The 24,386-nt window shown below is 73.1% G+C and carries 19 protein-coding genes; 9 read left to right on the top strand and 10 right to left on the bottom strand.

What is annotated here, in order from left to right; translation table 11 throughout:
- Positions 1–9: 9 nt before the first annotated feature.
- Positions 10–750, bottom strand: a complete 741-nt coding sequence (araD, locus tag ACFYOJ_RS01240) for an L-ribulose-5-phosphate 4-epimerase AraD (RefSeq protein ID WP_356552318.1) — start codon at positions 748–750, stop codon at positions 10–12.
- A gap of 413 nt (positions 751–1,163) precedes the next feature.
- Between araD and ACFYOJ_RS01235 the strand changes: the two genes are divergently transcribed.
- The 5 genes from ACFYOJ_RS01235 to ACFYOJ_RS01215 all read left to right on the top strand — a co-directional run bounded on the left by ACFYOJ_RS01235 (position 1,164) and on the right by ACFYOJ_RS01215 (position 9,671).
- A complete protein-coding gene (locus ACFYOJ_RS01235; protein ID WP_356552316.1) occupies positions 1,164–2,219 on the top strand; it encodes a LacI family DNA-binding transcriptional regulator in 1,056 nt (351 codons plus the stop codon).
- 715 nt (positions 2,220–2,934) lie between these two features.
- Entirely contained in the window at positions 2,935–4,635 is a 1,701-nt protein-coding gene (gene araB, locus ACFYOJ_RS01230) for a ribulokinase (RefSeq protein ID WP_388596069.1), read from the top strand.
- A gap of 64 nt (positions 4,636–4,699) precedes the next feature.
- Positions 4,700–6,211 carry an L-arabinose isomerase gene (gene araA, locus ACFYOJ_RS01225; RefSeq protein WP_356552314.1) on the top strand — a complete coding sequence of 504 codons (1,512 nt, stop codon included), beginning with the start codon at positions 4,700–4,702 and terminating at the stop codon, positions 6,209–6,211.
- A 507-nt stretch (positions 6,212–6,718) separates the two neighbouring features.
- Positions 6,719–8,539 (top strand): RICIN domain-containing protein, encoded by a 1,821-nt coding sequence (locus ACFYOJ_RS01220; protein ID WP_388596071.1) that lies wholly within the window; start codon positions 6,719–6,721, stop codon positions 8,537–8,539.
- 100 nt (positions 8,540–8,639) lie between these two features.
- Complete coding sequence (locus ACFYOJ_RS01215; protein WP_356552312.1) at positions 8,640–9,671, top strand: LacI family DNA-binding transcriptional regulator; 1,032 nt, start codon at positions 8,640–8,642, stop codon at positions 9,669–9,671.
- A gap of 62 nt (positions 9,672–9,733) precedes the next feature.
- Here the strand turns inward: ACFYOJ_RS01215 and ACFYOJ_RS01210 are convergent, their stop codons facing one another.
- The 4 genes from ACFYOJ_RS01210 to ACFYOJ_RS01195 all read right to left on the bottom strand — a co-directional run bounded on the left by ACFYOJ_RS01210 (position 9,734) and on the right by ACFYOJ_RS01195 (position 15,311).
- The gene (locus ACFYOJ_RS01210; RefSeq protein ID WP_356552310.1) at positions 9,734–12,103 is read right to left on the bottom strand and encodes a glycoside hydrolase family 3 N-terminal domain-containing protein; all 2,370 of its coding nucleotides are present in this window, start codon (positions 12,101–12,103) and stop codon (positions 9,734–9,736) included.
- Between the two features lie 78 nt (positions 12,104–12,181).
- The gene (locus ACFYOJ_RS01205; RefSeq protein WP_356552308.1) at positions 12,182–13,096 is read right to left on the bottom strand and encodes a carbohydrate ABC transporter permease; all 915 of its coding nucleotides are present in this window, start codon (positions 13,094–13,096) and stop codon (positions 12,182–12,184) included.
- Complete coding sequence (locus tag ACFYOJ_RS01200; RefSeq protein ID WP_356552566.1) at positions 13,093–13,944, bottom strand: sugar ABC transporter permease; 852 nt, start codon at positions 13,942–13,944, stop codon at positions 13,093–13,095. The genes ACFYOJ_RS01205 and ACFYOJ_RS01200 overlap by 4 nt, the downstream gene beginning before the upstream one ends.
- 95 nt (positions 13,945–14,039) lie before the next feature.
- Positions 14,040–15,311 (bottom strand): extracellular solute-binding protein, encoded by a 1,272-nt coding sequence (locus ACFYOJ_RS01195; protein WP_356552306.1) that lies wholly within the window; start codon positions 15,309–15,311, stop codon positions 14,040–14,042.
- A gap of 284 nt (positions 15,312–15,595) precedes the next feature.
- Between ACFYOJ_RS01195 and ACFYOJ_RS01190 the strand changes: the two genes are divergently transcribed.
- The gene (locus ACFYOJ_RS01190) at positions 15,596–15,772 is read left to right on the top strand and encodes a hypothetical protein (RefSeq protein ID WP_356552304.1); all 177 of its coding nucleotides are present in this window, start codon (positions 15,596–15,598) and stop codon (positions 15,770–15,772) included.
- Between the two features lie 181 nt (positions 15,773–15,953).
- On the opposite strand, the gene ACFYOJ_RS01185 is transcribed toward ACFYOJ_RS01190, so the two are convergent.
- Positions 15,954–16,931 (bottom strand): pirin family protein, encoded by a 978-nt coding sequence (locus tag ACFYOJ_RS01185; protein ID WP_356552302.1) that lies wholly within the window; start codon positions 16,929–16,931, stop codon positions 15,954–15,956.
- Positions 16,932–17,058: 127 nt separating this feature from the next.
- Between ACFYOJ_RS01185 and ACFYOJ_RS01180 the strand changes: the two genes are divergently transcribed.
- From ACFYOJ_RS01180 to ACFYOJ_RS01170, 3 genes are read left to right on the top strand one after another with little or no spacing between them, the layout of a single operon-like run.
- A complete protein-coding gene (locus ACFYOJ_RS01180) occupies positions 17,059–17,811 on the top strand; it encodes a 5-oxoprolinase subunit PxpA (RefSeq protein WP_356552565.1) in 753 nt (250 codons plus the stop codon).
- A complete protein-coding gene (locus ACFYOJ_RS01175) occupies positions 17,808–18,464 on the top strand; it encodes an allophanate hydrolase subunit 1 (protein ID WP_356552300.1) in 657 nt (218 codons plus the stop codon). The genes ACFYOJ_RS01180 and ACFYOJ_RS01175 overlap by 4 nt, the downstream gene beginning before the upstream one ends.
- Complete coding sequence (locus tag ACFYOJ_RS01170) at positions 18,461–19,318, top strand: biotin-dependent carboxyltransferase family protein (RefSeq protein WP_356552298.1); 858 nt, start codon at positions 18,461–18,463, stop codon at positions 19,316–19,318. The genes ACFYOJ_RS01175 and ACFYOJ_RS01170 overlap by 4 nt, the downstream gene beginning before the upstream one ends.
- Before the next feature lie 294 nt (positions 19,319–19,612).
- On the opposite strand, the gene ACFYOJ_RS01165 is transcribed toward ACFYOJ_RS01170, so the two are convergent.
- The 4 genes from ACFYOJ_RS01165 to rhaS form a co-directional block, all read right to left on the bottom strand.
- Entirely contained in the window at positions 19,613–21,205 is a 1,593-nt protein-coding gene (locus ACFYOJ_RS01165) for an MFS transporter (RefSeq protein WP_356552296.1), read from the bottom strand.
- Between the two features lie 196 nt (positions 21,206–21,401).
- On the bottom strand, positions 21,402–21,872 hold the full coding sequence (locus ACFYOJ_RS01160; RefSeq protein WP_356552294.1) for a MarR family transcriptional regulator: 471 nt from the start codon (positions 21,870–21,872) through the stop codon (positions 21,402–21,404).
- 263 nt (positions 21,873–22,135) lie between these two features.
- On the bottom strand, positions 22,136–23,161 hold the full coding sequence (locus ACFYOJ_RS01155; RefSeq protein WP_356552293.1) for a LacI family DNA-binding transcriptional regulator: 1,026 nt from the start codon (positions 23,159–23,161) through the stop codon (positions 22,136–22,138).
- A gap of 133 nt (positions 23,162–23,294) precedes the next feature.
- Complete coding sequence (gene rhaS / locus ACFYOJ_RS01150) at positions 23,295–24,383, bottom strand: rhamnose ABC transporter substrate-binding protein (RefSeq protein WP_356552291.1); 1,089 nt, start codon at positions 24,381–24,383, stop codon at positions 23,295–23,297.
- Positions 24,384–24,386: the final 3 nt, after the last annotated feature.

Raw genomic sequence — 24,386 nt, 5'->3', positions numbered from 1 at the left:
CCGTTCCCCTCAGCGGGCGGTGGCCGGGGCGACGGCGTTGCCGTAGTACGCGTCCGGTCCGTGCTTGCGGGTGAAGTGCCGGTCGAGCAGGTGCTGCGGAGGCTCGGGGAGCGCGGCGGGCGAGCTCAGCGCCATGGTGTGCAGCGCCATCTCGGCGACCGCCTCGCAGATGACGGCGTTCTCGAGCGAGGCGGTCGCGGTGGCGCCCCAGGTGAACGGCCCGTGCCGCGAGACGAGCGCCGCGGGCACCTCCTCGGCACGGCGGGGGTCGTCCTCGAGCATGGCCACGATCACCTGGCCCGTGTTGTACTCGTAGTCACGGGCGCACTGTTCGGCCGTGAGGTCCTCCGTCACCGGGACCGGGCCGTTGAAGGTGTCCGCGTGGGTGGTTCCCAGGACGGGGATCGGGCGGCGTGCCTGGGCGAAGGCGACCGCGTGCGTCGAGTGCGTGTGGGTGACGCCTCCGATGGAGGGGAAGGCGCGGTACAGGCACCTGTGGGTCTCGGTGTCGGTGGAGGGCTTGAGGTGTCCCTCGACCACCCGGCCGTCCTCCAGGGAGACCACGACGAGGTCCTCCTCCCGGAGGTTCTCGTAGGAGACGCCGGACGGCTTGATGACGAAGACGCCGGCCTCCCGGTCGACACCGCTCACGTTCCCCCAGGTGAGCGTGGCCAGGCCGGCCGCCGGTATCCGCAGGTTGGCCGCCAGGACCTCTCGGCGGAGATCCCCGAAGGAGAGGGACTCGCTCACTACGCTCTCACCGTCTTTCCGTCGTCGGCCGCGCCCGCCCCGCCGTCTCTCCGGCAGGAGGCCGCGACCGCGCGCGTGTGTGTTCCGAAGGACATCTCGAAGGACATGGGGACCGCCCGATCGCTCGACGGCTGTCCAGCAGGCCCCCGGAGATTGTGCGCGCTAACATGCGGGTAACTCAAGAGCTGGCGCCGATTTGCCGACGCGCTTGTCGCACGTACCCGCCCAGAATGTGAGCCCGAACATGACTGCTCGGCGGTCGGCGCGTGCTGCGGCCGACGCGCACTGCGGCGGACGTGCACCGTGACCGGTCGCCCGCGGTCCCCCGACCGCCGGACCCGGCCGCCGGGGCGCCCCCACGACGAGGCGGTACTTTGAACAGTCGCCATCCAACGAACAAGGCGGGGAGAGGGTTGACCCAGTTGCCAGACGCCTCCAGGGCGCCCACCATGGCGGACGTGGCACGCGTCGCCGGCGTGTCCCACCAGACCGTCTCACGCGTGCTCAGCGGTCACCCGAACGTCAGGCCCGGGACCCGCTCCGCGGTGATGGAGGTCGTCGAGCGGCTGGGGTACCGCCGCAACTCGGCGGCGCGCGCGCTCGCCACCCGCAGGACGCACACGCTGGGCGTCATCGCCGTGAACACCACGCTCCACGGGCCCGCCAGCACGCTCTTCGGCGTCCAGGAGGCGGCACGGGAGCGCGGTTACCTGACCTCCGCGGTCACTTTGCGCACGCTCACGGAGACCTCGCTCACCGAGGCGATGCACCATCTCACCGCCTGGGGGGTGGAGGGGGTGATCGCCATCACCCCCCAGCGCGACGCCGTCCGGGCCCTGGCGTCGCTGCAGGCCCCGTGCCCCGTGGTCACCGTCGAGGGCGGTCACGCCCTCGAACTGCCCGGCGTCTCGGTCGACCAGCACCTCGGGGCCCGCATGGTCACGGAACACCTCCTCGCCGCGGGGCACTCCACCGTGTGGCACGTGTCGGGGCCCGCAGACTGGCTGGAGAGCGAGGCGCGCACAGCCGGCTGGGAGAGCGCGCTGCGGGACGCCGGAGCCGAGATGCCGCCGGTGCTGCGGGGCGACTGGAGCCCGCTGTCGGGGTACCGGGCCGGCCAGCAGCTCGCCGGCCGGGCGCTCGCCTCCGCCGGGCACGGCAGCGGGCTCACCGCGGTGTTCGTCGCGAACGACCACATGGCCCTGGGGGTGCTGCGGGCGTTCCGCGAGGCGGGGCTGCGCACCCCGGCGGACGTGGCCGTCGCCGGCTTCGACGACACGCCGCAGGCGGAGTTCTTCCCTCCCCCGCTCACCACGGTCCGCCAGGACTTCGGCTCCCTGGGGCGCAGCAGTATCGAGCTGCTCCTCAAGCACATCGAGGGCACCGCGACCGAGGCCGAACACCTCACCATCGCCCCCGAACTCATCGTCCGGGCCAGCACCGCCCGCCGTTCCACGGCCGGGGAGTGACCCGCGGCCGCGACGGAGAAGCCGTGATCCGGGCCGCGGCCGGCGGTTCCTGAGGGACGCCGGCCCAGCCCGCGGCCCGTCGGCCGGGCGGTGCCGCCGCGCCCCCGCGGTACGGCAGGCGGTGCCGCCCTCGCCCCGGAACGGCACCGTTCTCCGCATCACCGCACCTCCGCACGTTCGACATATCGAATACTGTTCGAGATGCTGCCAATACGTTAGGGTGCTCCCGGAAGTCGCGTCAACGGGCGTGCGCGTGCCGTGCGTCGGGCGTACCCAGGCCCCCGCCCCGGGCCGGGCCTGCCGGCCGACCGGCGGGAGCGCATCGCCGGGACGGGCCACAGAAGTGGGCCGCCCGAGGGAATGGCCACCCTCCGTGACGAGTGAGCCCCATCTTTTGTTAGCGCTCACAAAGCGATTCCCCCTCCCTCCGGGTGCGACACACCCCCGTAGCGCCTCGGCGCGCGCGGCCGGCACCCTCCCCTCCTCCGGCCCGTAGCGCCGGAGGAGTTCGCGAGAAAAACCCCGTGTCCCACAGGATTTCCGCGTCGGTCCGCCGACGGCGTCTCGCGATCCCGGAAGAGGTTGGCGTACGCATCTTGATTTCCCTGCTGTTAGCGCTCACACTTCGAATGCGTAACCGACCGTGCCCGTCGGCCAGCGGACCTGCCGGAACTGGAGCCGTCCGCCGCCGTACGGCTTCTCGAAAGGCAATCCGGTGACCTCCCCCTCGCCCCCCTCGGCCTCCGCCGCCCACTCCCCCGACACACGTGAGCAGTACACCGTGGGCGTCGACTTCGGCACCCTGTCGGGCCGCGCCGTGGTGGTGCGGGTCCGCGACGGCCTGGAACTGTCCTCCGCCGTCCACGAGTACGCGCACGCGGTCATCGACGACCGCCTCCCGGGCACCGGCGCGAAGCTGCCCCCGGACTGGGCGCTCCAGCACCCGGACGACTGGCGCGAGGTGCTGCGCCGGGCCGTGCCGGCGGCCGTGGCCGAGGCCGGTGTCGACCCCGCCGACATCATCGGCATCGCCACCGACTTCACCGCCTGCACCGTCCTGCCCACGCTGGCGGACGGCACGCCCCTGGCCGAGACGCCCCTCGCGGACCGCCCGCACGCCTGGCCCAAGCTCTGGAAGCACCACGCCGCCCAGGCCCAGGCCGACCGCATCAACGACCTCGCGCACGCGCGGGGCGAGAAGTGGATCGGCCGGTACGGCGGCAAGATCTCCGCCGAGTGGCAGTTCGCGAAGGCCCTGCAGGTCCTGGAGGAGGACTCCGAGGTCTACGACGCCTGCGCGCGCTGGATCGAGGCGGCCGACTGGATCGTCTGGCAGCTCACCGGCGCCGAGTCCCGCAACACCTGCACCGCCGGCTACAAGGGCATATACCAGGACGGCAGTTACCCCGGCGAGGACTACCTGGCCGCGCTGAACCCGCGGTTCGCCGACTTCGCCCGCACCCGGCTCGAGTTCCCGCTGTCCCCGCTCGGCTCCCGCGTCGGCTCCCTCAGCGAGCAGGCGGCCGCGTGGACCGGACTGCGGCCCGGCATCGCGGTGGCGGCCGGCAACGTCGACGCCCACGTCACCGCGGCGGCCGCCCAGGCGGTGGAGGACGGACGGCTGCTGGCCATCATGGGCACCTCCACCTGCCACGTCGTCAACTCCTCCGTCCTCGCCGACGTCCCCGGCATCTGCGGTGTCGTCAACGGCGGCATCGTGGAGGGCGCGTACGGCTACGAGGCCGGGCAGAGCGCGGTCGGCGACATCTTCGCCTGGGTGCTGCGCCAGGGCGTCCCCGAGGAGTACTACGCCGAGGCCGCCGAGCGGGGCGAGGACCTGCACACCCTGCTCACCCGCAAGGCCGCGGACCAGCCGGTCGGCGGTCACGGCCTGGTCGCCCTGGACTGGCTGAACGGCAACCGTTCCGTCCTGGTCGACCACCACCTCTCCGGCGTCATCGCCGGCCTCACCCTCGCCACCCGTCCCGAGGACGTCTACCGCGCGATGCTCGAGGCCACGGCCTACGGCACCCGCGTCATCGTCGAGGCCCTCGAGAACGGCGGGGTGCCGGTGACCGAGTTCATCGTCGCCGGCGGCCTGGCCAAGAACGAGCTGCTCATGCAGATCTACGCGGACGTCCTGCGCCGCCCGGTGTCGCTCGCGGCGTCGAAGCAGGGCCCCGCCCTCGGCTCGGCCATCCACGCCGCCGTCGCCGCCGGCGCGCACCCCGACGTGCGTACCGCCACCGCCGCCATGGGACGGCTGGAGCGCGCCGTCTACGTGCCCGACCCCGCGCGCGCCGACGCCTACGACGCGCTGTTCGCGGAGTACCGGCTGCTGCACGACCGCTTCGGGTCCGACGGCCTGCTGCACCGTCTGAGGGCCATCCGCAACACCTCGCTCACCGCCGAATGACATCCCCCGCCGGCCGCAGCACCGCGGCCGGCGGCAGTCCCGCCTTTTCCTCTCAGGAGACGACGTGTCCAGCCACAAAACCCCCGTCCGTGAAGTCTGGTTCCTCACCGGCAGCCAAGGGCTGTACGGGGAGGAGACGCTGAAGCAGGTCGCGGAGCAGTCCGCGCAGATAGCCGAGGCGCTGGCGGACACGGCCGGTCTTCCCGTCCGTGTCGTGCAGAAGCCGGTGCTCACCGACGCCGCCGCCATCCGCCGCGTCTGTCTGGACGCCAACAGCGACGACCGGTGTGTGGGCCTGATCGCCTGGATGCACACCTTCTCGCCCGCGAAGATGTGGATCGCGGGCCTGGACGCCCTGCGCAAGCCGCTGCTGCACCTGCACACCCAGTCCAATGTCGCCCTGCCCTGGGACACCATCGACATGGACTTCATGAACCTCAACCAGGCGGCGCACGGCGACCGCGAGTTCGGCCACATCCAGGGCCGCGTCGGCGTGCCGCGCAAGACCGTGGCCGGCCACATCTCCGACCCGACGACGGTCGCGCGCATCGTGACGTGGGCCCGTGCCGCCACCGCCCGCGCCGAACTGGCCACGCTCAAGGTCGCCCGCTTCGGGGACAACATGCGCGACGTCGCCGTCACCGAGGGCGACAAGGTCGCGGCGCAGCTCCGCTTCGGCGTCTCCGTCAACACCTACGGCGTCAACGACCTGGTCGCGGTGGTCGACTCGGCGGACGAGAGCGAGGTCACCGCTCTGGTCGAGGAGTACGAGGAGCTCTACCGGCTGGCGCCGGAGCTGCGCGCGGGCGGCGACCGCCACGACTCCCTGCGCTACGCCGCGCGGATCGAGGTGGGTCTGCGCTCCTTCCTCACCGAGGGCGGCTTCAAGGCCTTCACCACCAACTTCGAGGACCTCGGCGGTCTGCGCCAGCTCCCGGGCCTCGCCGTGCAGCGCCTCATGGCGCAGGGCCACGGGTTCGGCGGCGAGGGCGACTGGAAGACCGCCGTCCTGCTGCGCGCCCTGAAGGTCGCCGCCGAGGGGCTGCCCGGCGGCACCTCGTTCATGGAGGACTACACCTACGACCTGACGCCGGGCAACGAGCTCATCCTGGGCGCCCACATGCTGGAGGTGTGCCCGTCGATCGCCGCGGACACGCCCAGCTGCGAGATCCACCCGCTGGGCATCGGCGGCCGTGAGGACCCCGTCCGCCTGGTGTTCGACGCGGCGCCCGGCCCGGCCGTCGTCATCGGTCTGAGCGACCTCGGCGACCGCTTCCGCATGGTGGCCAACGAGATCGACGTGGTGACGCCGCCCCACCCGCTGCCGGCGCTGCCGGTGGCCCGCGCCGTCTGGCGGCCGCGGCCCGACCTCCGTACCTCCACGGAGTCCTGGCTGATGGCCGGCGGCCCCCACCACACCGTCCTGAGCACGGCGCTCACCTCCGAGCACCTGGACGACCTCGCCGAGATGCTGAAGGTGGAGCTCGCGCTCATCGACGCGACGACCACCGCCCGGCAGTTCCAGCGCGACCTGCGGTGGAACCAGGCGTACCACCGTCTGGCGCTCGGCATGTGAGACCCCGTCGTGGGGGGGGGGGCGGCGGGGGCCCCCCCCCGCCCGCGCGCGCGCGGGCGCGGCCGGGCGGCCCCCCCGCCCCCCCCCCCGGCCCCCCCCCCCGCCCGCCCCGCCCCGCGCCCCCCCCCGCCCCGCCCGCCGCCCCCCCCCCCCCCCCCGCCCCCCCCCCCCCCCCCCCCCCCCCCCCGGGCCGTCGCGGAGAACCGACCGAGGCGAGGCACCGGCATCCCGGTGCCTCGCCTCGGCGCGTTCCGGCCCCTGCGGCGGGGGCCGGCGGGCGAGGCGCGCGGCGAAACCCTTTCGTGAGCGGACCGGTGACACGGCGATGCCGTGTCCCGATACTTTCCAGCAGCCGGCACACGGCCCAGGAGTGCACGGGCACCTCCATGCGACCGCTGGTGCCGTTCCGCCTCGCCCCGAAGCCCGCCCCGGAGGCGTTTCCCCCTGTGCGTCACGGCCGGCGGGTCGGGGCTGCCCCGGTGCGCACATCCCCTGGAGGAGCCGCAGTTGAAGCACGCATCGATACGGAAGAGTCTCGCGACGGTGACCGCCGCGGCGGCCGGGGCGGCACTCGTGCTGGCCCTCGCGCCGGACGCGTCGGCCTACCGGCCCGGCCCGTCGGACCTGTACACGGCCCAGAACCCGGCCTGCAACAAACGGCCCTGCGTCCTGTACCCGAAGTCGGCCCAGCTGCCGAGCGGCCGGATCGTGGCGGCGTTCGAGAACAGCCAGGGCGACCCGGTCGGCCAGACCATGCCCCTGTACAAGAGCGACGACCACGGCACGACCTGGCAGAAGCTCACCGACGTCGAGGCCCCCGCCCGCCTGTCCGGCGACCCGCGGTACGCGAAGTACACCAGCAACTGGACCAACCCGTACCTCTACGTCCTCCCCCACGACGTGGGCCGCATGAAGGCCGGCACCCTGCTCCTGGCGAGCGTCGTCTCCGGCGACGACGCCTACTACCGCGAGCGGAAGGCCGCCGATCCGGACTGGCAGCCCTCCGGCGACGGCGACCGCAGGGACGTCTCCATCGCCCTGTACTCCAGCACCGACGACGGCGTCACCTGGGGCTTCGAGAACATCGTCGCCGCCGGCGGCTGGCAGGGCGGCGGCGGGACGAACCGCTCGGCCGCCAACACGGCCGGGCAGCAGGACCCCGTCTGGGAACCCCACCTGATCGCCCGGGACGGCAGGCTCATCGCCTACTACTCCGACGAGAACGAGTTCACCGGCCACGACACCACCACCGGGATCCCCGTCCCCGACCCGGACAACGCCACCGCGGCCGACCCGGGCACCCAGATCCTCGTCCACAGGACCTGGGACGGCACCAGCGCGTCCTGGAGCGCCCCGGTGGTCGATGTCCCGGGCACCACCGTGCGGTCCGGCGGCAGGAACCTCATCGGCGGCGGGCGCCCCGGCATGACCACCGTCGTCCCGACCACCGACGGCAAGTGGCTGCTGACCTACGAGTACTGGGGCGGCGGCTCCACCGTCCGCCACCGCGTCGCCGACGATCCGCAGAACTTCCGCTCGGGCGGTGACGCGCCGATCGACGCGCTGCCCGTACCCGGCGGGGGCCGCGCGCCGGCGGCGGGCGGCAGTCCGGTCCTCGCGGCGATGCCCGACGGGCGGATCGTCTACAACGCGTCCGGCAGCGGCAGCGTCTGGGTCAACGAGTCCGGTGCCGCCACCGGCACGTGGAAGGAGTACCAGACCCCCGTCCCCGCCGGGTACAGCCGCACCCTCCAGTACGTGGAGGGCACCGGCCGGATGCTGATCCTCCAGGCGTCCTGGGCGGGCGGAAGCATCGGGCCCGTCAGGTACGGCGAGGTCGACCTCGGGCACTCCGACGGCGACTACCACACCCTGGTCAACCGCCGCACCGGCCAGGCCCTCGGTCCCGAGAACGGCAAGACCCAGGACGCGAACCTCACCGGCGACGTCCCCGACCTCGTCACCCTCCCGGTGTCCGCGAGCGACGACACCCAGCGCTGGCACCTGACGGAGAAGGGGGACAGGGTCACCCTGCTCAACAAGGCCGGCGGCCGCGCCACCGGCATCTGGACCGGCGCCGCGACCCCCGGGCAGAGGCTCGCCCAGTGGGTCGACGACGGCGCCACCGACAAACAGTGGACCCTCGTCCCCACCACCGACGGTCACTACAGGATCCGCTCGGCCCGGAACGGCGACCTGTACCTCACGGCCGGGGCCCCGGGCGGCGCCGTCACCGTGGAGACGGCCACCGCCGACGCCGCGCAGGAGTGGCGCCTGGTCCGCGAACCCCGGTCCGGTGACGCCGCCCGGAAGCGGAGCAGAGGGTAGGTGCACAGGCGGCGGGCGCCGGAGGCTTGTCCGCCGGTGCCCGCTGCTGTTGGCTGGCGGCGGAGCAGACCGGTGCCGGACCGGTGGAGAAAGCGGGAAAGTGACCGTTCAGGGCAAGGGACAGCGGGAGGCGCAGTACGGGATGCTGACGGGCATCGCCCAGGAGGCGGGCGTGTCCCTCAGCACCGTCTCCAAGGTGGTGCACCGGCGGCGGGACGTCGGCCGGGCGACCAGGGAACGGGTCGAGGAGCTGCTGGCCCGCCACGGCTACGTCCGGCCGTGGGAGCGGGACCCGGAGGCGCCGCGTCAGATCATCGCGGTCTTCCGGGACCTGTCGGGGCCCTACACCCTGGAGGTGGTCCGCGGGATCGTCGACGCGGCCGGTGAGCTGGGTGTGCACGTGCTGACCGGCACCACCGGCAGACGTTCCCTCTCGCAGTGGCTCCAGGAGTGCGTGGCGCTGGACGCGGCCGGGCTGATCGTCGTGATCTCGATGGTGACGGAGGAGGACCAGCGGCGCATCGTCGAACAGCGGCTGCCGGTGGTGCTGGTCGACCCGCTGAGCGCTCCCACCGAGGACATCCCGAGCATCGGGGTGACGAACTGGAGCGGCGCCAGGGACGCGGTGCGCCACCTGATCGGTCTCGGGCACACGCGGATCGGCATGGTCGCGGGGCGGTCCCACTCGCTGGCGGGCGCGGCCCGGGTGCACGGCTACCGGGCCGCGCTGGAGGAGGCGGGGATCGGCTACGACGCGGCCCTGGTGCGCTCGACGGACTTCGACTACGAGGAGGCGCTGGCCGCCGCCCGGCACCTGCTCGGCGCCGGGCGGCGGCCCACGGCCGTGTTCGCGGCCAGTGACGCGCAGGCGCTCGGGGTGCTGGAGGCCGCCCGGCAGCTGGGGCTGCGCGTGCCGGACGACGTGGCGGTCATGTCGTTCGACGACACGCTGGTGGCGGCCATGGCGAGTCCGCCGCTGAGCGCGGTGCGCCAGCCGTTCGAGGAACTGGGCCGTGAGGCGACCCGGGTGCTGCTCGACGTGGCGGACGGCCGGCCGCCCGCGTCGCCGCGGGTGGAACTGGCGACGCGGCTGGTGCTGAGGGCCTCGACGGCCGCCCCGGGCGGCGCCTGAGCCCGCGGGAAGGGGCGGCCGGCCCCGGGGACCGGCCGCCCCTTCCCGCGGGCGCGTGCCGTTCAGCCGCGCGTGACCGTCACCGGCACCGCGTGGTGCCGCAGGACCGACGCGTCACGCACCCCTCCCACCAGGGTCACCACCGCCTCGGCCGGGGTGTCGGCGCTGGAGGAGCCGGCGTGCAGGAGGATGTCGCCGGGCTCGACGATCCGCCGGCCGTCCAGGCCCGTGAAGGCGAGGCGGTCGGTGTGGACGTCGAAGGCCACGGTCACCTCCTCGCCGGGCTCCAGGTGCACCTTGGCGAACCCCAGCAGTGCCCGTACCGGCCGGGTGACCTGGGCGAGCGGGTCGGTGAAGTACAGCTGGACCGTCTCCGCGCCGGGGAGCGGCCCGGTGTTGCGCACCCGCACCGAGGCCGTGAAGGCGCCGTCCGTGGTGGTCCGGCGGCGGTCGGTCTCCAGCCCTTCGACCGCGAACGTGGTGTACGCCAGGCCGTGTCCGAAGGGGAAGGCGGGTGTGGGGTCGAGGTTGGACAGGAAGCTCTGCCGGTCGCCGAGCGGCGGGTGCAGATAGGTGTACGGCTGCCCGGCGGGCGAGTTCGGGATCTGGACGGGCAGTCTGCCGCTGAAGTTGGCGGCGCCGGAGAGGAGTTCGGCGACGGCGCGGCCGCCTTCCTCGCCGGGCAGGAAGACCTGCACGAGGGCCGCGGCGTCCGGCGCGAACCGTCCCACCGCGTACGGGCGGCCGCTGTTGACGACCAGGACGACCGGCTTCCCGGCGGCGAGCACGGCCTCGACGAGTTCCTCCTGGACGCCGGGCAGGCGCAGGTCCTCGACGTCGCACCCCTCGCCGGAGGTGCCGATGCCGAACATGCCGGGCCGGTCGCCGACGACCAGGACGGTGAGGTCGGCCGCGGCACTCGCCCCGACCGCGGCCCCGATGCCGGAGCGGTCCTCCTCCCGGACCGGGCAGCCCTGCGCGTACACCCAGTCCACCCCGGGGAGTTCGGTGGCGAGCGCCGCGCGCAGGGACACGGCGTCGACGCCGTCGCCGAGGTCGTCGCGGTCGGAGAGGACGTGGTTGGGGAAGCTGTAGCAGCCGAACATCGTGCGTACGTCGTCGGCGCAGGGGCCGATCAGCGCGATCCGTCCCGTGGACGGCAGGGGCAGGGTGCCGTCGTTCGCCAGCAGGACGGCACTGGACTGTGCGACGGCGTGTGCGAGGGCGCGGCTCGCCGGCTTGTCCAGGTCGAGTCCGCCGGCGCGCAGCGCGGTGGGTTCCGGGTCCCAGTCCGGGTCGAGGAGCCCCAGTTCGATCTTCTGCCGCAGTACCCGGCGCACCGCCCGGTCGACGTCGGCCTCGTCGGCGTCCCCGCGTCGTACGGCCTCGACCAGGGCGGCGCCGAAGCCGCGCTGGTCCGGCAGTTCGACGTCCATCCCCGCCGCGAGGGCGAGCGCCCCGGCGCCGGGGAGGTCGGCCGCCACCCGGTGGGCGTTCACGAGGAAGGGCAGGGACCAGTAGTCGGAGACGACGGTGCCCTCGAAGCCCCACTGTTCGCGCAGGACGGTCGTCAGCAGCCACCGGCTGGCGGCGGGGGCCTCACCGTCGATCTCGGCGTAGGAGTTCATGACGGATCCCACGCCGGCGGCGACGATCCGCTCGAAGGGCGGGAGGACGACGTCGGCCAGTTCGCGGCGTCCGATGCGGGCGGGCGCGTGGTTGCGGCCGCCCATGGAGACGGAGTACCCGGCGAAGTGCTTGAGCGTGGCGTGCACCCCGGCGCTCTGCAGGCCGAGGACGTAGGCCTCGCCCATCTCGCCGACCAGGTACGGGTCCTCGCCGTAGGTCTCCTCGCAGCGGCCCCAGCGGTAGTCGCGGACGACGTCGACGACCGGGGCGAGGCCCTGGTGGACGCCGGCCTCGGCCATGTCGGCGCCGATGGCCGCGCCGACCCGGCGGATCAGGTCCGGGTCGAAGGTGGCGGCCATGGCGAGGGAGGTGGGGTAGATGGTGGCGCCGTAGGCGGTGAAGCCGGTCAGGCACTCGTCGTGTGCCATGGCCGGGATGCCGAAGCGGCTCTGCGCCATGATCTGCCGCTGGCGTTCCGCCAGGAGGCGGGAGTGCTCCAGGGCGGGGCGGGGCACGGTGCCGTAGGGGCGGGTGAGCTGGCCCAGGCCGTGGCGGGCGGTCTCGGTGAGCGGGCCGGCCGGGGCGAAGAGACTGGTGCCGGGGGCGACCTCGGGGCCGGCGGGCTCGACGTCCTCCCAGCCGCTGCTGAGCTGGGCGGCCTTCTCCTCGAGAGTGAGGCGGGCGAGCAGTGCCTCGACTCGTTCGGCCGTCGGCAGCGTGGGGTCGGCCCAGGGCCGGTCGTCCGCCGTCCGCCCGGGGTGTTCGCGGTGCGGCGCGTCGTGTTCCGGCGTGGTGGTGCTCATGCAAGTGCTCCTCGTGGGCGTTTCTGGGCATGCCGGGGCCGGCCGGGCGGACGGCCCGGCCGTTTCCTCCGGGATGCGTTACTTGGAGAATCCGGCGGTCAGTCCGGCGACCAGCTGCCGCCTGGCCAGGACGAACACCACCAGCATGGGAAGGGTGGACAGCACCACCGCGGCCATGGTCGCGGGCACGTCGATGCCGAACTGGCCGCGGAAGAGGGTCAGGGCGAGCGGCAGCACGGCCTTGTCGCCGCTCTGGGTGAGGATCAGCGGGAACAGGAAGCCGTTCCACACCTGGAGGCCGTCGTAGACGGCGACCGTCATCAGGGCGGGGCGGGCCATCGGCGCGACGAGCGAGAACAGCATGCGCCAGTCGCCGGCGCCGTCGACGATCATCGCCTCGAACAGCGAGCGGGGGATGTCCCGCAGGAAGCTGACGAGGATCATCACCGTGACCGGCAGCGCGAACGCCGCCGAGGGCAGCACGATCGCGAGCAGGCTGTCGTACATCTGCATGCGGATGATCAGCAGGTAGACCGGGATGATGACCGCCTGCAGCGGGATGGCCAGGCCCAGCAGGTACAGCCGGAAGGACAGGCGGGACCAGGGGGTGGAGTACCGGACGATGCTGAAGGCGGCCATCAGGGCGGTGGCCACGGTGAGCGCGACGGCCCCGGCGGTGACGACGGCGCTGTTGAGCAGGTAGGTGGTGAAGTCGCCGTCGAGGACGGTCCGGTAGTTCTCCAGGGTCGGGTGGCCGGGCGGGGCCAGCGGGCTGTCGGTGGTGAAGTCGGTGCGGGTGCGCAGGCTGGTCACGACCAGCCAGTACACGGGGACGAGGACGACCGCGGTCCACAGCAGGGCGGCGGCGCCGGAGAGCGCGCGGCGCAGGGGGGTGCGGGCGCGTCGCGGGCGTGCGGCGGCGGACCGCACCGGGGTCCGGGTGGCGTGCTGCGGCCCGTGTGCGCCGCGTGTCTTGGTCAGGGTGGTGCTCACAGGCCCTCCTGCTGGCTTTCCATCCGGGTGAAGCCGGACAGGCGGGTGGTGAGCAGCGACAGTCCGAGGCCGAACACCACCAGGAGCGTGGCGAGCGCGCTGGCCCGGCCCATGTCGTGCGCCTGGAAGCCGGTGATGTACATGGCCAGGGGCAGTACGCGGGTCGCGTCACCCGGCCCGCCGGTGCCGCCGGACAGGACGAAGATCAGGTCGAAGTAGGTCAGCGAGCCCACCAGCATGAGCGTGCTCGACGTGACGAAGGTGTACTTCAGCTGCGGCAGCGTGATCCGCAGCAGACGGGTCAGCGGCCCGGCGCCGTCGATGGCGGCGGCCTCGTACAGGGAGACGGGGATCTGCCGGACGCCGGCCTGGTACAGCAGGGCGTGGAACGGCACGAACTGCCAGGCGATCACGAAGATCACCGTGTAGAGGGCCAGGTCGGGCGAGCCGAGCAGCGGCCGGGCCAGCCAGTGGAGTCCGGGGGTGGAGCCGATGCCGAAGGACGGGTCGAGCAGGGCCTGCCAGGTCAGGCCGATCGCCACCGCGGACAGCAGGAGCGGGAGGAACCACAGCACGGCGAGGAAGGCGCGTGTCCGGCCGCGGGGGGCCTGGAAGAGGCCGAGCGCCAGCGCCAGCGGTGTCTGGACCACCCAGCTGACCAGCATCACCTTGACGGTGAGCCACAGCGCCTGCCAGGTGGCGGTGTCGGTCAGGACGGCGCTCCAGTTGCCGAGCCCGTTCCAGCCGACGGCGCCCAGGCCGTCCCAGTCGGTGAGGCTGAGCACCAGCACACCGCCGAGCGGGACCAGGCCGAACAGGCCGAACAGGACCAGGGCGGGCGCGGCCATCAGCAGGCCGCCGACGCCGCGCCGCCCGCCACGGGCCGTGCCCGGCCGCGCCGTGCGGGGCGCGGCCGGGGACGGCGTACGCGCGACCGACGCCATTACTTCGCCGCCTCGCTCATGTTCACGCCGAACCGCTCGGGCTCGATCTGCCCCAGGAACGACTTGTCCACGTTGGTCAGCAGCGGGTCCGCCTGGTCCGAGGGCAGGTCCTGGTCCCAGGAGAGCTGGAAGTTCGGGGCTTCCGACACCAGGCCGTGGACGAAGGCCAGCCACTTCCTGTCGTCGGCCGACTTCACCTCCGCCAGCCGGGAGTCCAGCCTGGTGACGGGGGGCACGCTGCCGGCGGCGAGGTAGGCGCCGATCTGGTCCTCGTTCATGACGTAGTCCTTCAGATACGTCAGCGCCGCGTCCTTGTTCTTGCTCGCCGAGTTCAGCGACAGGAAGTTCGACGGGTTGCCGACGATGTTCTTCGGGTCGCCCGCGCCGCCGGGCAGTGCCGGGAAGGGGAGGTAGCCGAGGTCCTTCTTCACGAAGTCCGGTGCCGCCTTGACCATGTTGGCGTACTCCCAGGTGCCCATCAGCTCCATGCCGGCCTTGCCGGTGTAGAGCAGGGCCGTGGAGGCGCCCTGGTCGTAGTTGACGGAGGAGGCGTTGTCGCCGAAGGCGCCGGCCTCGGCGAGTTCCCGGAGGCGGGAGTTGGCCTCGGTGACCGCCGGGTCCTTCCAGGCCGCCGTGTCCCCGGAGGCGATCCTGTGGAACACCTCGGAGCCGCCCTCGCGGTCCAGGAGGTACTCCAGGTGCATCAGCGTCGGCCACTTGGAGTTCGCGGCGAGGGATATCGGGGTGACCTCGGCGTCCTTGAGCTTCTTCACGGCGGTGAGCAGCTCGTCGTAGGTCTTCGGCGGCTGGACGCCGGCGTCCGCGAGGACCTTCTTGTTGTAGAAGAGGACGACCGGGGCGAGTCCGTTGGCCGGGACGCCGTAGACCTTGCCCTGGAACTCCGCGCTCTTCAGCACGCTCGGCATGAAGCGCAGCAGGTTGACCTGGCTGTCGTCGACGGGGTCGACCTTGCCGGCCTCGACGTAGTCGTTCAGGGCGCCGCCGCCCCAGTTGAAGAAGAGGTCGGGGGCCTGGTTCGCGCCGAAGGCGACGCGCAGCTTCTGCTTGTAGTCGTCGTTGGCGAACAGCCGCAGGGTGATCTTCTCGTCCGGGTGGTCCTTGTTGTAGGCGTCCACGGACTCCTTGAGGATCGTCTGGTCCGTCAGCGCCCACATCGTCAGGCCCTCTCCCGAGGCGGTCGTGGAGGGGCCGGACGATCCGCACGCGGTGAGGCTCAGCGCCGCCGCGGCGGCGACCACGGGGACGCTCACGCGCCGTGCCTTCGCCGGGCGGTTTTCTCTGCTGCCAAGTCCCGGGAACCCGTGCATGTTCAGTCTCTCTTCTGTTCGGATTGCTCTGTCCGTGCGCCAGGCCGGCGACCGGGCGGCACGAAAGGCTTTCGGAAGCGCTCGGTGCGGGCGGTCCGCCTGATGAACCGGGAGACTGGCACGGATTTCACGACCGGGACAAGGAAGGGAAATCCCTCGGTTACGAAAGGCTTTCGCAGGTACGCGGAGGGCGCGTCCGAAGGAAGCGCGGCGGCAGGGACAGTGTCGTGACCGGGATGCCGGACCTGGCCACGGGCCGCTTCACCGAGCCGTGGGGGGTGGCCGACGCCGTCGTGCCGCCGGCGTCGCCGCGCTCCGGCGGTGCCGCGGGCGCCGAGTTCGTCGTGGGCGGCCGTCTCCCGCCTCTGCACTCCCTGGCCCCGGGGGGGTGTCCGTTGCGGTGAGGGACGACAAGGCCGAGCGGTCGGCCGCTCTTGTGGCGGCGCACCGGGAAGCCGGCTCCACCGAGCCGGTACGGGTCCTTCGCCGAGGCGTCCCCCGTCTCCGGCGCCCGTCTCCGTCCACGGCCGGCAAAGGCCTCGCCGACCGGGCAGGACGCCCTGTCCGGGCTCGTGTTTCCGCGGTTCAGCGTGGGTTTCGCCGTGGCTTCAGGGGTGTGTTCGGCAGTTCGGGCGCGGGCAGGGGGGCGCCGTCGTAGCCGTGCACCTCGCCGAAGCGGTCCCCCTTCGCCCAGTCCTCGCGGGCCCGCGCGATCTCCTCGTGCGTCCGGCAGACGAAGTTCCACCACATGACGATCTCCTCGTCGAACGGGGTCCCGCCGAGCAGCACCGCGCGTGCCGGCCCGTCGGACTCGTTGCGGAGCGTCAGGGTGCCGGCGCCGGGGCGTGTGCAGCCCAGTTCCGCCGGGCGCAGCAGGGTGCCGGCCAGGCGGACGTCCCCGCGGTCCACGAGGAGGCCGTGTTCGAAGCGGGGGTCCACGGTCAGGGTGAGCGAGGCGTGCGGGGCGAGGGTGATCTCCGCGCCGAGGAGGGGGGTGAAGGTCGGCACGGGTGAGACGGAGCCGGCCAGCCGGCCCAGGAAGACCCTGGTCTCGGCGCCGTCGGTCCGTACGGGCTCGGGCACGTGGTGCCGGAAGTCGCTCGCGGTGTGCCGGTGTTCGTCCGGGAGGGCCACCCACAGCTGTACGCCGTGCAGGACCGTGGTCCGCGGGGTGGAGACCTCCGAGTGGCTGATGCCGTGCCCGCCGGTCATGAGGTTCAGCTCGCCGGGGCGTACCAGGGCGTGGGTGCCGAGGCTGTCCCGGTGCTCGATCTCGCCGCTGAACAGCCAGCTCACCGTCTGCAGTCCGGTGTGCGGGTGCGGGGCGACGTCCATGCCCCCGGTGAGGGTGACGTCGTCGGGGCCGTAGTGGTCGGCGAAGCACCAGGCTCCGATCATGGACCGGGTGCGCTGCGGCAGCGTGCGCCGGACCGTCATGGCGCGGGGGCCGCCCAGCGGCACGTCGCGCGGGGTGAGCACCTCGACCCGCGGCGCGTCCGGCCGCTCGGCGTCGTCCGCCGCCGCGCAGCGGACTTCCCCGGGGTTCTTCTCGGCATTGCTCACGGAGAGGCACTTCCCGTCGTCATCGTGTTTTCGATTTCAACTGTCCGTCGTTGTGGCGCATTCCGGCCGTGCCGGGGAAACCTTGTCGGACCGCTCGATGATCCCTTACGTTCGGGAGGTGAAGAAGGTGATCGACCTCAACGCGGACCTCGGTGAAGGTTTCGGCCGCTGGACCCTCACCGACGACGACGCCCTGCTCTCCGTCGTCACCAGTGCCAACGTCGCCTGCGGTTTCCACGCCGGCGACCCTTCCGTGATGCGGCGCGTCTGCGACCTCGCCGCCGAGCGCGGGGTGCGCATCGGCGCCCAGGTGTCCTACCGGGACCTGGCCGGTTTCGGGCGGCGGGCGATGGACGTGCCCGCCGGTGAGCTCGCGGCCGAGGTGGCCTACCAGATCGGCGCGCTCAGGGTCTTCGCGGAGGCGGCCGGGGCCCGGGTGGCCTATGTGAAGCCGCACGGCGCGCTCTACAACCGCACCGTCCACGACGCCGGGCAGGCCGGTGCCGTGGTGGCGGGCGTGCGGCTCGCGGGCGGGGGCCTGCCGGTGCTGGGCCTGCCCGGGTCGCGGCTCCTGGCCGCCGCGCGGGAGGCCGGTCTCGCCGCCGTGCCGGAGGCCTTCGCCGACCGCGCCTACACCCCCGAGGGCACCCTCGTCCCGCGCCGCGAGCCGGGCTCGGTGGTGACGGACGGGGACGCGGTCGTACGGCGCGCGGTGGCGTTCGCGGTGGACGGCGCGGTCGAGGCGGTGGACGGTACGACGGTCGCGGTCGCCGCCCGTTCCCTGTGCGTGCACGGCGACACCCCGGGCGCGGCCCGGACCGCGGCGCGGGTGCGTGAGGCGCTGGAGACGGCGGGGGTCGGGGTCGGGGCGTTCGCATGAGCCCGGCCCCGCTCCCGACGGTCCGCCCCGCCGGGCGGCACGCCCTCCTCGTCGAGCTGCCCGACGCCGAGCACACCGCGGCCTTCCACGCCGAGCTGCTGCGGCGGCGCGCGGCCGGGGCGCTGCCGCCGGTCGAGGAGATCGTGCCGGGGGCGCGGACCGTGCTCCTGGACGGGGTGCGGGACCCGGACGCGCTGGCCCGTCTGCTCGCCGGCTGGGAGGTCACGCCCGGGGAGGCGGACGACGGGGAGGCCGTGGACATCGCCGTGCGCTACGACGGGCCGGACCTCGCGGAGGTGGCGGCCCTGTGGCGGGTGGCGCCCGGGGAGGTCGCCGGGCTCCACTCCTCCTTCGTGCACCGCGTCGCGTTCTGCGGTTTCGCGCCGGGCTTCGGCTATCTCACCGGGCTCCCGCCGCATCTGCACGTGCCTCGCCGCGCCACGCCCCGCACGCGGGTCCCGGCCGGGGCGGTCGCGGTGGCCGGCCCCTACAGCGCCGTCTATCCGCGCTCCACCCCGGGCGGCTGGCGGCTGATCGGCAGCATGCCGGACCCAGGCCGTCTGTGGGACCCCGCGCGGGAGCCGGCGGCGCTCCTCACCCCGGGCACCCGGGTGCGTTTCGTCCCGGCGGACGGTACGGACGGTGGGGTGTGAGCGGCGCGCTGACGACGGTGCGGGCCGGTGCCCTCACCACGGTGCAGGACGCGGGCCGGCGCGGCCACGCCCACCTGGGCGTCCCCCGCTCCGGCGCCCTGGACGCGGGGGCGATGCGGCTCGCCAACCGCCTGCTCGGCAACGATCCCGGTGCCGCCGTCCTGGAGACCACCCTGACCGGCTGCGCCCTGCGGCCCGACCGCGCCGTCACCGTGGTGGCCGGCGGCGCGCCGTGCCCGGTGACGGTGGACGGGCGTCCGGCGCCCTGGGGCGCCCCCGTGCGGGTGCCCGCGGGTGCCGTCCTGGACGTGGGGGCGGTGAGTGCGGGTGTGCGCACGTACGTCGCGGTCGCCGGAGGCATCGCCGTCGAGCCGGTCCTCGGCAGCCGCTCCACCGACCTGCTCTCCGGGCTCGGCCCAAAACCCCTGCGCGACGGGGACGTCCTTCCGCTGGGCGCCCCGGCGGGGCGGGCGGCGCCGGCGGTCGCCGTTCCCTGGCCGGGACCGCCCGCCGAGCTGGTCCTCCCGGTCAGCCCCGGCCCCCGGGCCGACCGGTTCACCCCGGCCGCGCTGCGCACCTTCACCTCGGCGGCGTACCGCGTCTCCCCGCACAGCAACCGCGTCGGCCTGCGCACCGAGGGGCCCGCGCTCGCACACGCGTCGACGGCCGAACTGCCCAGCGAGGGCATGGTGCTGGGCGCGGTCCAGGTCCCGCCGGACGGGCGTCCCGTGGTGTTCCTCCACGACCATCCGACGACCGGCGGCTACCCGGTGATCGCCGTCGTCGCCGAATCCGCCCTCGCGGCGGCGGCCCAGGCGCCGGCCGGGACACCGGTGCGGTTCACACCCGGCTGACGCGGAAGGCGGAAGCACCCGGCCCGCGCGGGCCGGGTGCTTCCGCCTTGGACTCGACTCCACGCACGGGGAGTTGGCGCCCTGGTGATCGTTCGTACGCTCCCGTTCACGGCGAGGCGCATACCTACCGGAGCGCTGGCCGCAGGGGCGCTCCTCGTGCCGCCGGATTCCCGTTCGTGGTACGGGCGAGGCCCCGGGTCCGGCCGGTGCGGGAACCCCCGTTCTCACGGAGGTCCCGCTCGGTCCGGCCGGGCCCCGGGGTCTGCGCGCGTCGGTGACGGATCGCCTCCGGCGTCAGTGGCCGGCCGTGTCGGGCCTGCGGCGCACACCGGCGGCGGCCGTCACGGCGCCGAGGACGCACAGCACTCCGGCGACCAGGGCGGCGGTGTGCACGCCGTTCATGAACGCCTGGTGGCTGCCGTCGATGACGGCGGCCTTGAGCTGGGCGGGCATCGCGTCGGAGACGGGTGCGACGCCCATCGCCACGGCGTCCTTGGCCTCGCTCAGACCGGCGGCGGCCTGGGCGGGCGCACCGGCGGAGGTCAGTTCGCCGGTGAGAGTGGAACCGACGCGGCTGCTGATGAGCGAGACGAGCACGGACGTGCCGAGGGCGCCGCCGATCTGCAGGGCGGTCGCCTGCAGGCCGCCCGCCACGCCGCCGTCCTTGACGGGCGCGTTGCCGACGATGGCGTCGGAGGAGGACGACATCACCATGCCCACGCCCAGGCCGAGCGCGATGAACGGCGGCCACATCGTGGCGTACGACGAGTCGACGCTCCAGCCGAGCATGGCGAAGCAGGCGACGCCCTGGAGGGCCATGCCGAGCGGCATGGTGAGCCGCGGCCCGAACCGGTCGGTGAGCGCCGCGCCGAGCGGGGAGGCGAGGACCGAGGCCAGGCTCAGCGGCAGCGTGCGCACGCCGGCCTCCACGGGCGTGAAGCCGCGCACGTTCTGGAGGTAGAGCATGACGAAGAAGATCACGCCGAGCAGTACGAAGAAGTTCAGCGCGGTGATGACCGTGCCGATGGTGAGTGCCGGGTTGCGGAACAGGCGCATGGGCAGCAGCGGGGCCGCCACCCGCGTCTCGTGGAAGCCGAAGGCGAGCAGGATCACCAGGCCGGCCCCGATGGCGCCGAGGGTGCCGCCCGAGGTCCAGCCCCAGGTCTCGCCCTTGACGACGCCGAAGACGACGGCGAGCAGACCGAGCGCCAGCAGGATGACCCCGGGCAGGTCGAACTTCTCGTCCGCCGCGCCGCCGCTCCTGGTCTGCGGCAGCACGATCGTGCTGAAGACCAGGGCCAGGACGCCGATCGGGGCGTTGATGTAGAAGACGGACTCCCAGTTGACGTGCTGCACGAGCAGTCCGCCGACGATGGGGCCCAGCGCGGTGGAGACCGAGGAGACCATGGCCCAGATGCCGACCGCCATGCCGAACTTCTTCGGCGGGAAGACGGCCCGCAGCATGCCGAGGGTGTTGGGCATCAGCAGCGCACCGAAGAATCCCTGTACCGCGCGGAAGGCGATGACGCCCTCGATGGATCCGGCGAGGCCGATGGCGACGGACGCGACGGTGAAGCCCGCGACGCCGATCAGGTAGAAGGTGCGGCGTCCGAACCGGTCGCCGAGCTTGCCGCCGAGGATGAGCGCGGCGGCCAGGGCCAGCAGGTAGGCGTTGGTGACCCACTGGAGATCGGTGGTGGAGGCGTTCAGGTCCCGGCCGATCTCCGGGTTGGCGATGGAGACGACGGAGCCGTCGAGGCCGACCATGAACAGCCCGAAGGCGACGGCGATCAGCGTCAGCCAGGGGTTCGCGCGCCGGCCGCCCGGCCGCTCGGCGGGCGGGGCGTGGGTGCGCGCGGTGGAGGGGTCGGAGATGGCGGAAGGCATGGGTGTGCCGGTCCTCTTTCACGTTTCGGGGGTGGGGGTCACGGGCGGGAAGGAGCAGCGGCACAGCGGCGGCTCCCCCTCCGCGCGGAGGGGGGAAACGGCTGCCGCCCCCTGGAGGGGCGGAGCGCGGAAAGGGTACGGAGGGGCTCTTCCGGCCCCGCCGTAACAGGACCCCGGCCTGTCGGAGGGTCCGGGGTCAGTCGCGGTCGTGGAGGTGCCGGCCGAGCGCCGAGAGCGCGCCCAGCGCCGAGCCGAGCGCCGCACGCTCACCGTCGGTCATCGCGCGCAGCGCGCGGGCGATCTGGGCGGCCATCACGCGCTCGGCCTCGGTCAGCCGCTGCCGTGCGGTCGGCGTGAGGTGCAGATGCACGACCCGCTTGTCGGCGGGGTCGGGCCGTCGCTCCAGCAGTCCCTGCTCGGTGAGCTGGGTCACCAGGGCGCTGACGTTGTTCGGCTTCATGAGCAGCGCGTCCGCCGCCGCACGCACGGTGGTCCCGTCGTGGGTGTGCACGTGCCGGAGCAGTGCGAGCTGGGCCTCGGGGGGCTTGGGGTACGGGAAGTCCTGACCGACCCGCCGGTCCAGAGCCCGGGACAGCGCCGGCAGACACGCCACGAGCCCTGCGGCCACATGGTCGATGTCCTGCGCGGACGGACTGTTCTCGGGCATGACCGAGAATCTACCTATAGGACTATAGGTATGTCAAAGTAGCTATTCCGGAAGCCCCCTTCCGTCGGCCCGGCCGCACGCCCGTCCGGCCGCAGTCGGACAATGCGGTGCGGCCGGCGCAGGTCCTGGACCCGGTCCCGCGGGCCGGCCTGAGACGTGAGGTCCCTGCCGGCCCGCACGGTGCCGGGCTGACGCCTTCGGCGAGGTGGTCTTCACGGTGACCGGAGACAGCCGTGATCACCGTTCCGGGCGGAGGGAACTCCTCAGTGCCCGGGCAGGCTGGAACGCCTGACGACCAGTTCGGGCTGGAGCACGACCTGCCGGTGGTCATGGGTCTGCCCTCGGTCCTGCGACTCGGTGTCCTCCAGCAGGAGTTCGGCGGCGAGTGCGCCCATGGTGACGGCGGGCTGGCGGACCGAGGTGAGCGGGACGGCCGCCGCGGCGGCGAACTCGATGTCGTCGTACCCCACGATGGCCAGATCCTCCGGCACCCGGACACCCGCCGCGTACATGGCCTGCAACAGCCCCAGCGCCAGCAGGTCGTTGGCACAGAAGACCGCGGTGGGCCGGTCGGCCAGACCCAGCAGACGCGCACCCGCGTCACGCCCCGCGGCCACGTCCAGACGCTCGGTGGGCAGCTCCCGCAGCGCTCCCGCCCCCAGCCCCGCCTCCACCAGCGCACCCAACGCCCCCGTACGCCGGTCACGGACCTGATGCAGACCCGGCGGACCACTGACATAGGCCAGACAGCGGTGCCCGGCGTCCAGCAGATGCCGCACCGCCAGCGCACCCCCCGCCACGTCGTCCACCGAGACCGAGCACTCGGCGGCCCCCTCGGCGACCCGGTCCACCAGCACGAAGGGAATACCGTGCCGCCGGAACCCCTCGATGTTGCGGCCGGTGGCGTCGGCCGGGGTCAGCAGCACCCCCCGCACCCGCTGCTCGGCGAAGAGCGCAAGATACTCCGCCTCCTCCGCCGCACTCTGCGCGCTGTTGCACACCATCACTCCCAGCCCCGCCTCCCGCGCCGCCCGCTCGGCACCCCGCGCCACGTCCACGAAGAAGGGATTGCCCATGTCCAGCACGAGCAGCCCCATGATCCGGCTGCGGCCCGCCCGCAGCTGACGCGCGGACTCGCTGCGCACATACCCCAGCCGGTCGATCGCGGCCAGCACCCGCGCCCGCGTCCCGGCCGCGACCGTCTCCGGACGGTTGATGACGTTGGAGACCGTGCCCACGGATACTCCGGCCGCACGGGCGACGTCCTTGATACCCACCGAAGGGACCATCGGGCAGAGACCTCCAGGATCGAGGGGCGACAGGTGGACCGCGTGCGCCTCCTGTCGCCCTGCGAGCGGACCGGGCCTGGCCGAGCCTGACCGCGAGGCGGGACACAGAAGCACCGCATCGGTGCTTCCCGGTCTAGAAATCGAACTGGTCGATGTTCCCGGCGTTGAACACGGTCGGCTTGCCGAGGGTGATCACGCCGTCCTTGCCGATGGTGTATTCGCCCATGGCGTCGGCCTTGAAGGTCTCGCCCTCCTTGCCGGTGATCTGGCCCGACTCCAGGGCGACGGCGGTGCGCGCGGCGAGTTCGCCGAGCTTGGCCGGGTCCCACAGCTCGAACGCCTCGACGGTGCCGTTCTTGACGTACTTGCGCATGTCGTTGGGGGTGCCGAGGCCGGTCAGCTTGACCTTGCCCTTGTACTTGGAGCCGGACAGGTACTGGGCGGCGGCCTTGATGCCGACGGTGGTCGGGGAGATGATCCCCTTCAGGTCCGGGTACTCCTGGAGCAGTCCCTGGGTCTGCTGGAAGGACTTCTGGGCGTCGTCGTCCCCGTAGGCGATCTCGACCAGCTCGATGTCCTTGTACTTCGGGTCCTTCAGCTCCTCCTTCATGTACTCGATCCAGGCGTTCTGGTTGGTCGCGGTCTGCGCGGCGGACAGGATCGCGATCTCGCCCTTGTAGCCGATCTGTTCGGCGAGCAGCTGCACCTCGGTGCGGCCGAGGTCCTCGCCGGAGGCCTGGGAGACGAAGACGTTGCGGCACTCGGGCCTGGTGTCCGAGTCGTAGGTGACGACGCTGATGCCGTTGGTCATGGCCTGCTTGAGGGCGGTGCACAGGGCGCCGGGATCCTGTGCGGAGACCGCGATGGCGTCGACCTGCTGCTGGGTGAGGGTGTTGACGTAGGAGACCTGGCCGGAGGTGTCGGTGCCGCTGGAGGGGCCGACCTCCTTGTAGTCGGAGCCCAGTTCCTTCAGGGCCTTCTCCCCGCCCTTGTCGGCGATGGTGAAGTACGGGTTGTTGACCTGCTTCGGCAGGAAGCCGACGGTCAGGCCCTTCCTGGTCGCGGCGTTCGGGTCCGCCTTGCCCGCCGCGGCGTTGCCGGCGCCCTCCTTCGCGGCGTCCTCCTTGGTGGTGCCGCCGCAGGCGGTGGCGCCGAGGGCCAGGGCGACGGTGACGGAGAGGGCGGCGGTCAGCCGGCGGGCTCCGGACGGGGCAAGAGACATGGC

It is taken from the genome of Streptomyces sp. NPDC006384, assembly GCF_042870695.1.
In the GTDB taxonomy this organism is placed as follows: Bacteria; Actinomycetota; Actinomycetes; order Streptomycetales; family Streptomycetaceae; genus Streptomyces.
The sequence above is the reverse complement of the archived record's forward strand: the minus strand, read 5'-3'. Positions and strand labels throughout refer to the sequence as shown.

Bases quoted from the DNA above. Each gene is read 5' to 3' on its own strand.
- ACFYOJ_RS01210 (WP_356552310.1), bottom strand. From the start codon at position 12,103: ATGAGCACCACCACGCCGGAACACGACGCGCCGCACCGCGAACACCCC.
- ACFYOJ_RS01200 (WP_356552566.1), bottom strand. From the start codon at position 13,944: ATGGCCGCGCCCGCCCTGGTCCTGTTCGGCCTGTTCGGCCTGGTCCCG.
- ACFYOJ_RS01175 (WP_356552300.1), top strand. From the start codon at position 17,808: ATGAGCCCGGCCCCGCTCCCGACGGTCCGCCCCGCCGGGCGGCACGCC.
- ACFYOJ_RS01165 (WP_356552296.1), bottom strand. From the start codon at position 21,205: ATGCCTTCCGCCATCTCCGACCCCTCCACCGCGCGCACCCACGCCCCG.
- ACFYOJ_RS01160 (WP_356552294.1), bottom strand. From the start codon at position 21,872: ATGCCCGAGAACAGTCCGTCCGCGCAGGACATCGACCATGTGGCCGCA.
- ACFYOJ_RS01155 (WP_356552293.1), bottom strand. From the start codon at position 23,161: ATGGTCCCTTCGGTGGGTATCAAGGACGTCGCCCGTGCGGCCGGAGTA.
- rhaS (WP_356552291.1), bottom strand. From the start codon at position 24,383: ATGTCTCTTGCCCCGTCCGGAGCCCGCCGGCTGACCGCCGCCCTCTCC.